Origin of the sequence: Paraburkholderia fungorum, from assembly GCF_900099835.1 — a bacterium.
Taxonomy (GTDB): Bacteria; Pseudomonadota; Gammaproteobacteria; order Burkholderiales; family Burkholderiaceae; genus Paraburkholderia; species Paraburkholderia fungorum_A.
This window is the reverse complement of the sequence record NZ_FNKP01000003.1, coordinates 894,070-907,993: the sequence shown is the minus strand read 5'-3', so window position 1 is coordinate 907,993 and position 13,924 is coordinate 894,070. Positions and strand designations below refer to the sequence as shown.

11 protein-coding genes are annotated in these 13,924 nt (G+C 64.5%); all 11 read right to left on the bottom strand.

The features are described 5' to 3' along the window. Positions 1-14: 14 nt before the first annotated feature. A complete protein-coding gene (locus tag BLS41_RS33230) occupies positions 15-758 on the bottom strand; it encodes an SDR family oxidoreductase (protein WP_074772043.1) in 744 nt (247 codons plus the stop codon). Positions 759-788: 30 nt separating this feature from the next. After that, positions 789-1,751 (bottom strand): NAD-dependent epimerase/dehydratase family protein, encoded by a 963-nt coding sequence (locus BLS41_RS33225; RefSeq protein WP_074772041.1) that lies wholly within the window; start codon positions 1,749-1,751, stop codon positions 789-791. A 48-nt stretch (positions 1,752-1,799) separates the two neighbouring features. Next, positions 1,800-2,222 (bottom strand): cupin domain-containing protein, encoded by a 423-nt coding sequence (locus tag BLS41_RS33220; protein ID WP_074772039.1) that lies wholly within the window; start codon positions 2,220-2,222, stop codon positions 1,800-1,802. A 2-nt stretch (positions 2,223-2,224) separates the two neighbouring features. After that, on the bottom strand, positions 2,225-3,142 hold the full coding sequence (locus BLS41_RS33215; RefSeq protein ID WP_074772037.1) for an NAD-dependent epimerase/dehydratase family protein: 918 nt from the start codon (positions 3,140-3,142) through the stop codon (positions 2,225-2,227). Continuing rightward, the gene (locus tag BLS41_RS33210; protein WP_253189871.1) at positions 3,139-3,996 is read right to left on the bottom strand and encodes a sugar phosphate isomerase/epimerase family protein; all 858 of its coding nucleotides are present in this window, start codon (positions 3,994-3,996) and stop codon (positions 3,139-3,141) included. Before BLS41_RS33210 ends, BLS41_RS33215 begins: the two co-directional genes overlap by 4 nt. Continuing rightward, positions 3,993-6,581, bottom strand: coding sequence for a branched-chain amino acid ABC transporter ATP-binding protein/permease (locus BLS41_RS33205; protein ID WP_074773359.1), 2,589 nt, complete (start codon positions 6,579-6,581; stop codon positions 3,993-3,995). Before BLS41_RS33205 ends, BLS41_RS33210 begins: the two co-directional genes overlap by 4 nt. 8 nt (positions 6,582-6,589) lie before the next feature. After that, positions 6,590-7,459: a branched-chain amino acid ABC transporter permease gene (locus BLS41_RS33200; protein ID WP_074772035.1), complete on the bottom strand. Its 870-nt coding sequence runs from the start codon at positions 7,457-7,459 to the stop codon at positions 6,590-6,592. A 32-nt stretch (positions 7,460-7,491) separates the two neighbouring features. Further along, positions 7,492-8,724, bottom strand: a complete 1,233-nt coding sequence (locus tag BLS41_RS33195; RefSeq protein WP_074772033.1) for an ABC transporter substrate-binding protein — start codon at positions 8,722-8,724, stop codon at positions 7,492-7,494. A 107-nt stretch (positions 8,725-8,831) separates the two neighbouring features. Then, the gene (locus tag BLS41_RS33190; protein ID WP_074772031.1) at positions 8,832-10,610 is read right to left on the bottom strand and encodes a thiamine pyrophosphate-binding protein; all 1,779 of its coding nucleotides are present in this window, start codon (positions 10,608-10,610) and stop codon (positions 8,832-8,834) included. Positions 10,611-10,623: 13 nt separating this feature from the next. After that, the gene (locus BLS41_RS33185; protein WP_074773356.1) at positions 10,624-12,060 is read right to left on the bottom strand and encodes an aldehyde dehydrogenase family protein; all 1,437 of its coding nucleotides are present in this window, start codon (positions 12,058-12,060) and stop codon (positions 10,624-10,626) included. Between the two features lie 76 nt (positions 12,061-12,136). After that, positions 12,137-13,837 (bottom strand): FAD-dependent oxidoreductase, encoded by a 1,701-nt coding sequence (locus tag BLS41_RS33180; protein ID WP_074772029.1) that lies wholly within the window; start codon positions 13,835-13,837, stop codon positions 12,137-12,139. Positions 13,838-13,924 lie beyond the last annotated feature (87 nt).

Below are 13,924 nucleotides of genomic sequence, written 5' to 3'. Positions count from 1 at the left end.
GTGCGTCCGGGCAATCAAACGAGTGCGCCGTTGGCCTGGACGATCTGGCCGTCCACCCACGACGCCTTCGCGGACACCAGAAACGCCACCACTTCCGCCACTTCTTCCGGCGTGCCGATGCGGTTCAGCGGACTCATCCCGGCGGAGCGCTGTTTGGCCTCCTCGGTCTTGCCCGCGCGAAACAGTTCCGTGTCGATCGGGCCAGGCGCAACCGCGTTGACGCGTATGTTGCGCGACGCCAGTTCTTTCGACATCGAGCGGACGAGGCACTCCACCGCCGCCTTGGTCGCGCTATACGGACCGACGCCGGGCACCGCATGACGCACCAGCGACGTGGTCAGCGCGACAATCGCGCCGCCATCGGCCACCTCGCGCGCCGCCGCGCGCAGCACATGAAACGCGCCGATCAGATTCACCTCGACGAGCCGCCGGAAATCGTCGTCGCCGAATTGCGCGACGGGTGCGGCCGGAACGTTGATGCCGGCGTTCGCCACGACTGCCTGCACCGGGCGTCCAAAGTCGCGTTGGACATCGGCGAATACGGCGTTCACCGCGTTGGCGTCGCAAATGTCGACGCGATAGCCGCGCACTTTCGCGCCGTTGCTGGCAGCCTTGTCTTCGAGTTCGCGCGCCGCCGCCGACTGGCTCGCGTACGTGAACGCGACGTCCATTCCGTTGCCCGCCAGCACTTGTACGCACGCAGCGCCAATCCCGCGCGATCCGCCGAACAGCAGCGCCACCGGCTTGTTGTCACTCATTGTTTCTCTCCTCGTAGTGTGCGTGCCGCGTCAGGCGGCACGTTGCGCCAATGCCGCGCGGGTGGCTTCGATTGTTGCCTCGATGCCGCGTTGCAGGTCGTAGCGCGGTTCGTAGCCGAGTTCGGCGCGCGCCCGGCTGATATCGAGTGCGCCCTTCTTCGCGCTCAGCACCTTGCCGCCGTGCCGGTACGGGCCTTGACTGCCCACGCTGATACGCGCACCGGGAATCGCGCGATTGACGGCCTCGGCGACATCCGCGATGGTCGGCGCGACACCTGTCGCGACGTTGTAGCTGTCGAAGCGATGCGTTGGCTTATCGAGTGCGAGCAGCAAACCAGCCACCGTATCGTCGACATAAACCTGATCGACGGCGAGTTCCGCACCGTCCGGCTCGTGCAGCGCCTCGCCGCGCAGCGCGGCCTCGACAAAGGTGCGCGGCACCCGCAGGCGCGGCAGATGCGGTCCATACACCCAGCACGTACGCACGTTGATGCATTCGAGCCCGTGATCGCGCGAATACATGCGCCCGTAATGCTCGACCGCGAGCTTGGTCGCCCCGTAGACGCTGACCGGCTTCTGCGGATGCTCTTCGTCGATAGACGGCGCGGTGAAGTCGCCGTAGGTTTCCTCGGTGCTGACATGCACGATCCGCTTGATGCCCGCGAAGCGCATCGCCTCGAACAGATTGATCGAGCCTTCCACGTTCACGCGATTGGCCTTGAGCGGAATATCGGCGCACTGAATCACGCCGACGATCGCCGCCGCGTGAATCACCGCATCCGGCCGATGGTCGCTCAGCAGACGCATGACCTGCGGCCACTCGCACAGGTCCGCAGCCACCGTCCTCAGCGCCGGATAACGTGCAGCGAGGGCGGTCGTCGCCGGGCTGACGACGATATCGGTGCCGATCACCGCGTCGCCGCGTGCCAGCAATGCCTTGACGATTTCAGTGCCGAGCCAGCCGCTCGCACCCGTCACAAGAATCTTCTTCATGGTCTTCTCTCGTTGTCTTCGATCGCTGTCTTCTCCCGATGCACAGCCTCAACGCGGCTGCGGTTCCTCATCGGTCGGCGGACTGGTGATCACCAGAAACACCAGTGTGTCCGTGCCGGTGCAATGAAACTCGTGACGCACGCCGGGCGGGATATAGGTCACATCGTTCGCGCGCACCAGACGCCGCTCGCCGTCGACCACCAGAATGCCCTCGCCCGACAGCACGTGATAAATCTGCTCCTGCACCTTGTGCACATGATCTTCGACGTAAGCACCCGGCTCGTAGCACGAGATGCGGTGATCGAAGAAGCGGCTGCCCACCGTGTCCGGCGTCACGATCGCTTTCGACAGCGCCTGGTTGAAATGGCCGGGGTACTGCACCCATAGCAGTTCGCCGAGATTGCGCGTCACAGCCTGCTTTTCCTTGGCTGCGTTCCTGAAATGCTTATCGTCGGGGATGATCGTTGTCATGGTCAGTTCTCGAAGCCGGGCAGGCCGGCCAACAGATGCCGCTGATCGAACTCGGGCACGAAGCCGAGCCGCGTCGCGGCGTGCTTGAGGTCATAAAGCGGGGCAAACGGATTGCGGCGGTAATACTCGGGATCGCGAATCTCGACCGCGTCGCCATGCAGGCGGCGCAACCGCTCGACAGTCGGCTCCGGCGACAGCGTGACGCTCGCCGACAGATAGAAGCGGTCGAATTCGCCGGGCTGCATCGGCAACTCCAGCGCGAGGCGGAACGCGCGGGCCAGGTCGCGTGCATCGATATGGTGATGCAGCGGGCCGCCGCCCGCCGTGGACGGTCCGCCCGCGACCGGCACGTGATAGTTGAGCGGATCTTTCGCACGCGCGACGATCTCGCCCGCCATCTCCGGGTACGCGACGAACACCGTGCGCAGCGCCAGCACCGACATGCCGCGCAGCGAGTAAGCACGCGCAATGTCCTCACCCGCGACCTTGCTCAGCGCGTACGGGTCGGTTGCATTCAGCGGATGCGCGAGATCGAGCGGCGCGTAGCGCGGCGGCAGCATCCGGCCTTCGCGCACGGTGTAGCCCGCGACCGAATCGCTCGAACAGAACACGACGCGCTGAATACCGGCCGCTTCGGCTGCATCGAAAACGAGCCACGTACCCTGCGTATTCACGTGCATGATGGTCGGCCCGTCGCCGGACCAGATGTTCGGCACCGCCGCGATGTGCAGCACCGCATCGATCCCGCGCATCGCGTCCTTGACTGCCGCAGGATCGGTCACGTCGGCCACGATCCATTCGATGTCGTCGTCGCCCGCGCGACGGTCGAAGCCGCGCACGTCGTAGCCGTGCGCACACAATTCGCGGACCACGAAGCGCCCCAGCAGACCCGCTGCTCCGGTGACGAGAATGCGGCTCATGCGGCCCCCTGCACGAGCGGTGCGAAGCCGAACGCGGTCAGCGCGTGATGGCTGCGCTGAATCGCGCGAGCCGGTTCGTTCGAGATGATTTCGAGCATGCAAGCTCCGTCGAAGTTGATGTCGTCCAGCGCGGCGGGCACCTCCGCAAAGGGCACGTCGCCCAGACCGACTTCGTCGTGACGCCACGCGTCGCGCGTGGTATCCGACAGATGAACCAGCCGCACGAGTTCGCGCAACACACGCAAGCCCGCAGCAGGCGACTCGCCGATGAAATGCGCGTTGGCCGCGTCATAGCAGACACCGAGCGCGGGCGACGCGTATTCGCGCACGAACGCGCCGAGCGTGTTCGCATCGGGGAACGACGCGAACGGCACGTTCTCCAGCGCCAGCGTCACGCCGCGCCGCTGCGCGTGCGGCACGAGTGCGTCGAGGCTTTCGCGCATCCACGCCTCGCGCTGTCGAAGCGGCGGCGCAAACAGCGGACTCATGCGACCAGGCACGACCACCAGATGCGCCGCGCCGAGATCGGCGGCGAGATCGATCGCGTCGAGAAAAAGATTGACCGAATACTGGCGCATACGCCGCATCGGACTCGCGAGGTTGTGATCGAGGCTCGGCACGTTCAGCGAGCGCACCACGAGTCCGCTGGCAGCCAATGACGCCGCGAGCCGTTTGCGCTCGGCCGGCGCGAATTCATCGAGCGCGAGATGCGGCGGATTGAGCACGAGTTCGAACTCGCGATAACCCAGCGCATCGAGCTGGCGAAGGCAATCGGCCACCGGCGTCGACCAGATGTAGCTGTAGGTGTTCACGCCAAGCGAACGAGCGCGGTGCTTCGTTTGTGTCGACATCATGCTGTTTTCCGCAGAAGTTGTTCCGGATCAGCGGCTGTGACGCCAAGCAGGCGCTCCTGCAGCGCGGTGTCGGCGGCCAGTTCCTGCGCGCTTCCGCCGAACGCCACCTTGCCGTTGACGAGCACGTATGCGCGATCGGACATCGACAGAACGGACTCGGCATGGTGCTCGACGATTACGAGGCTCGCCCGCGAGGTCAGTTTCGCGACCGCCTCGCGCACCTCGTGTACGACCGCCGGCGCAAGACCTTCGAACGGTTCGTCCAGCAGAATGAGACGGCACGGCACCATCAACGCGCGCGCAATCGCCACCATCTGACGTTCGCCGCCGGACAGGTTGCCGGCCCGCGAACGCATCAGCACCTTGAGCTTGGGGAACAGTTCGCAGATTTCGTCGAGCGGTGCGCCGCCCGCGCGCGCGCCGATTCTCAGGTTGTCCTGAACCGTGAGGTTCGAAAACAGCCGGCGTCCTTCCGGCACCAGCGAAATGCCGAGCCGGTTGATCAGATCGGCCCGCATCGCGCTGATATCGTTGCCGTTGAAGTCGACGCGTCCTGCGGTGGCGGGCAGCGTACCGGTGATCGTGCGCAACAGCGTGGTCTTGCCGACGCCGTTGCGGCCAAGCAGCGCGACGACTTCGCCTGAATGCACGGTCAGGTCGATGTCCTCCAGCACGGTGCCGCCGTCGTAGCCTGCGCTGACCTTTTCAAGTTGCAGCAGCGTCTGCTGCTTTGCCTCAGCCGTTTTTGCGACGACTCGCACTAGTTCGGGCGTGACGTCGCTATGCTCGACCTTCGTCCCCTTGACATTCGAATCGCCGAGATATGCGCTGATCACCTGCGGATTGCGAGCGACGTCAGCCGGCAAGCCGTCCGCGATCAACCTGCCCTGATGCAGCACCGTGATGCGATCCGACAGCGCGAGCACGCGGTCGATGTCGTGCTCGATCAGCAGCACCGCGTGCGAATTGGCGAGACGCCGGATCAACGCGGCCACGACGATCCGATCCGATTCCGCGAGACCCGCAAGCGGCTCGTCCAGCAACAGCAGTTTCGCGCTGGTGGCGAGCGTCATCGCGATTTCGAGCAGACGCTTCTCGCCGTGAGACAGGTCCGCGCAGAGATGGGCGGCACGCTCGGCGAGACCGACCGCGTCCAGCAGCGACCAGACGCGCTCGTTGGCTTCCTCCGTCGTGTACGCGTCGTGCAGAAAACCGCGCCATTCCTTGCGCGCAGCCTGCACGGCAATGCGCACGTTCTCGAACGCGCTCAGATTCGGAAACACGCTAAGAATCTGGAACGACCTCGCGAGTCCCAGGCGGGCGCGCTTGTGCGCCTGCATACGCGTGATGTCGGTGCCCTCGAAGACGATACGGCCGTCGTCGGGCATGAGGAAGCCGGTCAGGATATTGAAGAACGTCGTCTTGCCCGCGCCGTTCGGACCGATGAAGCTGTGCAGCTGATTACGCTTCACATCGAGCGAAATGCCGTCCTGCGTGACGATCGAGCCGAAGCGCTTCGACAGGTTCTGCACCGACAGCACGGCCTGCCCTTCGTCACCGCCCGCATCGAGCGGACGATACGGCGTGATGCGTGCCGGCCGCACGGGAATGGTGTTGCGGGTAAGGGTCCAGCGCGAGCGCTTCGTGAAGCGTTGCCAGAAGCCCTGAATGCCTTCCGGCGACAGCAGCGCCATGATGATGATGACCGGCGCGAAAAACAGCCACCAGTTCTCCGTGATCGCGCTGAGCCGGTCTTCCAGCACGATGAACGTAATCGCGCCCCACAGCGGTCCGAGAAACTGATGCACGCCGCCGAGCACCGCCATCAGCACCGGATCGCCCGCATGCTCCCAGTTCAGGTTGTTCGCATAGACGCCTTGCAGCAGCAGCGCCATCAGGCCGCCTGCCACGCCAATCGTGCCGCCCGCGATCAGCAGCGCGATCAGCCGCGTCGTGTAGACATCGTAGCCAAGGCTGGTCACGCGCTGCTCGTTGTCCCGCAGCGCCTGCATCAAGCGGCCGAAAGGTGCGTGCGCGATGCGCCACAACATCCACGACAGCGCGATCACGATCACCAGCGTGAACGCATGGAACGACAACGCCGAGCCGAACAGCGGCCGCGCGATATTCTGCAAGCCGTTCTCGCCGCCGGTCACTGCTGTCCACTTGTACGCGATCTCGAATGCGATCTGCGAACAGGCGAGCGTCAGCAACGAAAAATATAGTCCCTTGCGACGCAGTATCAACGCGCCGATCACCAGCGCCAGCAGCAGCGAAAACGCCGCCGCGACCAGCACGCCGGTGATTTCGTTGCCGCCCCAAGCGCCGAACGCAATCGCCAGCGCGTAGCTCGAACAGCCGAAGAAAAACGATGCGCCGAACGGCACCAGGCCGAGATAGCCGATCAGGAAATTGGTCCCGGCGGCGTAGAGCGTATAGATCGCGATCTGCGTGATGCGGTCGATCGGCATCCCGACCGCCAGCGCCATCCCCGACACGGCGACCAGCACCGCCGCCATCGTCACGACCGGATGTCGCCACGGACGCACAGGCGCCCGCTCGTGCAGCTTTGCGTCCGTATTCATGCGCGTGTTCATTCGAAGCGCTCCCAGTGTTCACCAAACAACCCACGCGGACGCAACAGCATCACGAGGAACATCAACGCATACATCGACGCGGCCGCCGCATCGGGCTGGAACTGGATCGTCAGCGAACTCACGACGCCGACCGCCAGCCCCGCCACCACCGCGCCCGCAAACGAACCGAGACCGCCGATCGCGACGACCACGAACGCGGGCATGATCGCGTTGGCCGCCATCGACGGCGACACGGTCCACAGCGGCGCCGCGAGCACGCCGGCGATCGCCGCCAGCGCGCAACCGAGTCCGAACACGCCGGTCAGCACGCGCGGCAGATTGATGCCGAGCAACTCGACCATCTCCGGATCGCGGCTGCCCGCGCGCAGGATGCGGCCATACGGCGTCCATGCGAGGAATGCGCCGAGCGCGACCAGCGTGCCGACCGTCGCCACCAGCACCGCGACCCGGTATTTGGTGATCAGCAACGGCCCCGCCTCGACGATGCCCGACAGGAACTCCGGCTGGTTGAACGGCTTGCCGTCCGCGCCCCAGAAGAAGCGGATCAGCGCTTCGATCAGCAGCGCCAGCGCGAAGGTGACGATCAGGCTGGACAGCGGCTCCCTGCCATACAGCCGCCGGATGATGACAACCTCCACCACCATGCCGATGATGCCGACGAGGATCGGCGCGAGCACCACGGCGGGCCAGCCGAACATCTGATAGAGCTGGTAGGCCACGTAGGCGCCCAGAGCGAAGAACGCGCCGTGCGCGAAATTGATCACGCCGAGCAGTCCGAACGTGATGGACAGGCCCACGGCGATCAGCACGTAGACGAACCCCAGTACGAGTCCGTTGGCGGCCTGTGAAACGAGCATATCGAGCATGACGCCCCCTGAAACGTGCGGTCGCGACGCTGTTAGAGCGGCGGCATGTTGCAACCGACCTGCTGCCTGTCACCGAAAGCCTTCTCGGTGTCGGCGGCCGAATTCGACGTATCTCTCACCACGTCGAAGAAATCGTACTTGTCGGTGATCTTCGACTTGACCCGCACGACCACCGAAGGACGCACAAGTTGATGATCCCAATCGCGGAAGTAGAACGGGAATGCGCCGTCGGTGTTCTTCCACTTTTCGAGCTGGGTGACGATCGACTTCGAATCCGTCGCCTTCGCGGCGTTGATCGATTCGAGCAGCGAGCGCATCGCGATCCAGCCCGACCATGCCTTGTCAGACGGCGGACGGCCGTATTTCTTCTCGAAGTCGGCGGTGAACTGCTTTTCGGCGGCGGTGTTCTTCGGATTGTTGTAGTACCAGGGCTTCACGTAGATGCCCGCCGACGCCTGCGGGCCGACATCCCAGAAATCGGTGTCGGTCACGGCGACGGCCACGTAGGGAATCTTGTCCTTCATCCCCATCTCGTTCCATTGCTTCAGGAAGTTCGAGAAGTCGCCGCCGACCAGGCCGCCGAGCACCACGTCCGGCTTCGCCTGCCGGATCTTCAGGATGTACGAGCTGTAGTCGGCGGTATTGACGGGCACCTCATCCACGCCGACTTCGGTCATGCCGTTTTCCTTGAGCCGGCTGCGTGCCGATCGCAGGATGTCCTGGCCGAATGCATACGAGGGCGTCAGGAAATAAACCTTCTTGCCGATCTGCGACAGATACGGCATCACGCCGCCAATCTGCACCGGCACCGTCGCCTGGGTGCGGAACGTGTAGCGGCTGCAATCCTTGCCGGTGATCTCGCTGGCCGCCGCGCCCGGCAGAATCAGCGGAACCTTCGCGCGATTGGCGACGCTCATCATGGCGAGCGCGGACGAACTGTAGTTGCCGCCGACCACCGCGACGACCTTGTTCTCGTCGACCAGCTTCTGCATGTTCTGTTGCGACACCTGCGGATTCGGTTCGTCGAGCCACACGAGTTCGACGGGCCGGCCGAGCACCTTGCCGCCGGCCTGTTCGAGCGCGATTTCACTGCCGCGTTCGAGGAACTGGCCGATCGACGCGCCCGGCCCCTGCTTCGAATAAATCAGGCCGATGCGCACGGGGTCCGTGCCTTGCGCGAGTGCGGTAACACCGCAGGTCAACCCCATTACGATGGCGAAAAGCGAGCGAACACCTACCCGCCCGCGCGGATTGCGGAAAATCATGACTGTCTCCTGTTCTTGGGACCGGCGCGGACCGTGCGGTATCACGGCGCGCCGTGGAGCTTGCGTGGAACGACTGCTCTCTCGTTGTGCTGAATCTGCTGCTGTGGTCAGGCGATATACGGCTTACCGTAAATCGGCTCTTTATACGGAATAGGCGGCAATTGCCAGGTGCCGGTTGACGGCGGTCTGACTTCGGCGTCGACGTGTACGTCGATCACGCACGGGCGGCGGTTTTTGAGCGCCTGTTCGACCGCATTGCCGAGGTCCTGCGGACGCGTGACGGTCACGCCGTCTGCACCGGCCGCGCGTGCCCATGCTGCAAAGTCGGGGTTGTAGCGCTCGCCGCTCTGGCCTTTATAAAACGCGGTGCCGATCTCCCGGCCGTCGAACAGACCGTATTGCAGATCGCGAATCGCGCCCCACGCAAAGTTGTTCCAGATGATCCACACCACTGGCAGGTTGTATTCGACCGCCGTGCACAGCACGTACGGCGTCATCGTGAAGCCGCCGTCGCCGACCACCGCGACGCACGGACGATCCGGCGCGGCCAGTTGCGCGCCCAATACGCCGCATACGCCGAAGCCCATCGACGAATAGCCCCAGCTGTTGAGCATGCTTTGCGGACGCTTCGGCTTCCAGAACTGCATGAACCAGTTGTGATGCACGCCGGAATCGAGCGCCAGAATGACATCGTCGGGCAGCGTGTTCTGCAATGTGCCGACCACGAACTCCGGCCGCAGCGGGTTGGTCGAATCGCCGAAATGCGGGCGCACGAACGCTTCCCACTGACGCACCCAGCCCAGCACTTCCTCGGCCCACGGCGCGTAGCGCTTCGCTTCGATCGCGGGACGGCCGGGCAGCGCGTTGAGCAACTGCCGCGTGAACACCTTCGCATCGGCGACGATGCCGACCGTCGCCGCATAGTTGCGGCCCAGCTCGTTGGGATCGATATCCACGTGGACGAGGCGCGTGCTCGGGAAGTTCCACGAATAGCCCGGATGCCAGCTCGACGACGAACGGTCGTCGAAGCGCGTGCCGATCGTGATCACCAGATCGGCGTGACGTCCCGCTTCATTGGCCGGAAACGCCCCGTTACGGCCGATGAAACCGAGCGTCAACGGGTCGGTGGCGGGCACGCAGCCCATCCCGTTCGGCGACGTGATCACCGGGATCTGCAGCGTTTTTTGCAACTCGGCCAGTTCAGGGCCGGCTTCGGCCAGCGTCGCGCCGTGACCGATGAACAGCACCGGCTTGCGGGCGGCGGCGAGCAGATCCAGCACGGCGGCGATATCGGCTTCGTTCGCGCCCGGCCGCACCCGGCGATCCATTTGCGAGGCGGGCGGCAACTCGACATCCGCCTCTTCCTGGAACACGTTGTACGGGATGTCCAGATTCACCGGACCTGGGCGGCCCGACACCATCGTATCCATCGCCTGACGCAGCGCGAGCGGCAGCATGTCGACGCGTGAAGGCTGGAACGCGCGTTTGACGACCGGCCGCAACACCTGCGCGAAGTCGGCCTGATTGTGGTGATACAGCTCCTGGAACGGGCCGCGATTGTGCTGCGAGGTCGGCACGTTTGCGGTGATCGCCATGAACGCCGACGAGTCCGACAACGCCGTCGCCAACGACATCACCATGTTCGCCGACCCCGGTCCGGTGGACGTCAGCGTCGCGACGGGCCGGTGCTTCACACGAAAGTACGCGTCGGCCATGTGACCCGCGCACTGCTCGTGGCGCGGCGAAATCAGTTGCAGTTTGTCGCGCACGTCGTACAAGGCATCGAGGATGCCGACATTGCCATGACCACAGATACCAAAGACGTACGGCACCTTTTCCTTGACCAGCGTCTCGGCGATCACCTGACCGCCCTTCATCATCGGCATTGCATCGTCCCCTTCAAGTGCTTAGCGTGATCAAACGTTCTTCGCTCATCTCCCGCACAGCGTAGTGCGGTCCTTCCCGTCCGAAACCGGAGTCTTTGCTCCCGCCGTACGGCATCAGGTCGACGCGCGAACTCGACGTCTCGTTGATATGCACCCCGCCCACATGCAAGCGGCGCGCAGCTTTGAACGCCGCGTCGAGGCGGTTCGTGAAAATGCCGGTGGCGAGGCCGTACGGCGTCGCGTTGACGCGATCGATCGCTTCGTCGAGCGTGTCGAACGGCACGAGCGACATCACCGGACCGAATACTTCCTGGCAACTCACCTGCGAAGCCGGATCGACATCGGCGAGCAGGGTCGGCGGAACCACCGCGCCTTCGCGTGCGCCGCCTACCAGCCGGGTCGCACCGCGCGTCACCGCATCGTCGATCCATCGTTCGATACGCTCGGCCGACGCAAGACTGATGACAGGGCCGACAAGCGTCGACGGATCGCGTGGATCGCCAAAGCGCAGTTCGCCGACGAGTTCGGTCAGACGCGCTTTCACTTCTGCGAGGCGGCTGCGTTGCACGAGCAGCATCTGGATCGACGTGCATACCTGGCCCGCCTTCCGGTAGCCCGCGGCGACGATCTTCGGCAGCGCCTGATCGAGGTTCGCGTCGTCGCCGACGATCGTGAAAGCGAGGCTGCCGAGTTCCATCTGCGTGCGGCGGAGGCCTGCGCGCTGCTGGATCGACCGCCCGACGTCGGTACTGCCGGTGAAGGCAAAGAAGCGCACGGCAGGTTCGTCGATCAGCCAGCCTGCCACATCCGCGGCCCCGTGCAGCACGGTGATCAGCCCCGGCGGCAAACCGGCTTCAAGCAGACACGACGCCATCAGATTGGCGAGCGTGGGCGTATGCGTCGACGGCTTGAGTACGACAGCGTTGCCCGCCGCGAGTGCCGGAGCGACCTTGTGCGCAACCGTGTTCAACGGCGCGTTGAACGGCGTGATCGCGCACACCACGCCGAGCGGTACGCGGATCGTGAAGCCGAGACGGCCCGACTGCTGCGGCGCGCCGTCGAGCGGCACGATGTCGCCGGCCAGCCGCCGCGCTTCTTCCGCCGACAACCTGAAGGTCTGCAGACAGCGCTTGATCTCGCCTTGCGCGTCGGTCAGCGTAAACCCGCCTTCTGTCTGCAACGCGGCAACCAGTTGCTGCGAGTCGCGTTCGAGCAGCACCGCCGCCCGTTCGAGTACGGCACCTCTTTCGTACGGTGTCAGCGTCGATGCGGCAAACGCACGATGCGCCGCCGTCACCGCGCTATGCACCTGTTCCCGCGAGGCGATATGCAGGCTCGCGCTCTGCGTCAAACGGTACTTGTCGAGCACTGCCATGCGGTCGACACCGTCGGTCCATTCGCCGTCTATCAGCAGTCGTACCTCGGGCAATGCAGTGAATGATTCGGTCATCGAATTGGGCTCCATGCGATAGCAACCAGTGTAGGGTCGCGATTTCGTGAGCAAAACTATTGTTTTCCGAGACCTGCTATACGGTCAGCTTATGGCCGAGCGCGTGACATGCCGCGATCACGCCGAAAACCAGTGCAGGGCCGAGCGTGATGCCGGGACCGGGGTACGCACCGTTCATCACCGATTGCATGTCGTTGCCGCACGCGTAGAGTCCGTCGATCGGCGAGCCGTCCGCTCGCAGCACGCGCGCATGTTCGTCGGTGATCAAGCCAGCAGCCATGCCGAGGTCGGCGGGAAAAACGCAGACGGCGTAGAACGGGCCTTGCTCGATTGGCGCAACGCAAGGGTTGGGATGCTGATCGCCGTCGCCAAGATGACGTTGATAGATATCGCCGCCACGGGCGAATTCGCTGTCGCGGCCTTCTTTTGCTTCGGCGTTGAAACGCTGCAGCGTCTGAGCGAATGCCGCAGGAGGTACGCCGATTAGCGCGGCCAACGCGTCGAGCGTGGACGCTTTCTTCAGATAGCCGCTGGCGACGTCGTGTCGGGTCGACAGCGCGAATGGGCGCACGCGGCCCAGCCCGTATTTCCACAAAAAGCGGCTATCGCAGACGAGCCATGCGGGAATCGCGTCGTCTGCGTGGCGCAGTTGTGCTCTGACGAACTCGTGATACGAAAGCGCTTCGTTGACGAAGCGCTTGCCGTGCCGATCCACGGCGATCAAGCCGGGTTTCGCGCGATCGGTTACGGTGTGCGGGAACATCGCGGTCGAACCGTCTTCGCGCTGCCAGCAGGAAACGGGGACCCAGAACGCGAGTGCGTCGTCCACGTTGTGTGCGGGTCGGCTCAACGCCGCGCCCGCAGCCTGCGCGATGCGTACGCCGCCTTGCGCGGTTCCGGCGTTGGCAGTCGCGGACCGCTGCCCCGCCGACGCCGGGACGAACGACGCGCGCAGTGCGGCATCGTGTGAGATGCCGCCGGTTGCGAGCACCACCGCTCGCGCGTGAATCTGCCTCTCGCTTCCGCCGATGTGCACGCGCAAGCCCGAAACGCGCTCACCGTCCAGCACGAGATGAACGACGCGGGCCTTCGTGACGATATCGACGCCGAGATCGCGCGCCGACTTGAACAGGCGCGCGGCAAGCGCATTACCGAGCACGAGCGTCGTTCCGCGATGCGCGCGCAGCCGCTGCCAGCCGTACCTACCGATCAGCTTGAGAACGTCCCAGGTCGCGAGCGGCGACTTGCCGATCCGGCGCAATTTGGGAATGTCTTCGCGGCTGATCATCATCCCGCCGAACAGCATGAACTCGGGCAACGGATCGCGCAGCAGCGCGAAGTCGCGACCCAGTTCGCGGCCGTCGAATGGAACGGGTTCGAGTACGCGGCCGCCCGCTGTCGCGCCGGGCAGGTCCGGATAATAGTCGGGATAGCGACGCACCGGTCGCAACTTCAACGCGGTATGGACTTCGAGATAGCGAATCGCCGGGTCGCCATGCTGAAGAAACGCGCGCATCCGCTCGCCATTCGCGCCACCGGGCACGGTCTCGTCGATATAGCGGCGAGCGGCTTCAGCGCTATCGTCGAGGCCGGCTTCCTGCATCTTGTGATTCGCGGGAATCCAGACCATGCCGCCGGAAATCGCGGTGGTGCCGCCAATTCGCGCGGTGTGCTCGATCAGTAGAACACGATGCCCCTGCGCCGCGCCGACCGATGCAGCCGCGAGTCCCGCCGCGCCCGCCCCGACAACAATCAGATCGTAGTTTTCATCCGTCATGTAAAGCAGTGTAAGCCGGTGGGTCGCCCGTGCGGGACTAGCGATTTACGATACCGGCCATCGCTTTTTTGTATGGCCGTCCGCGTT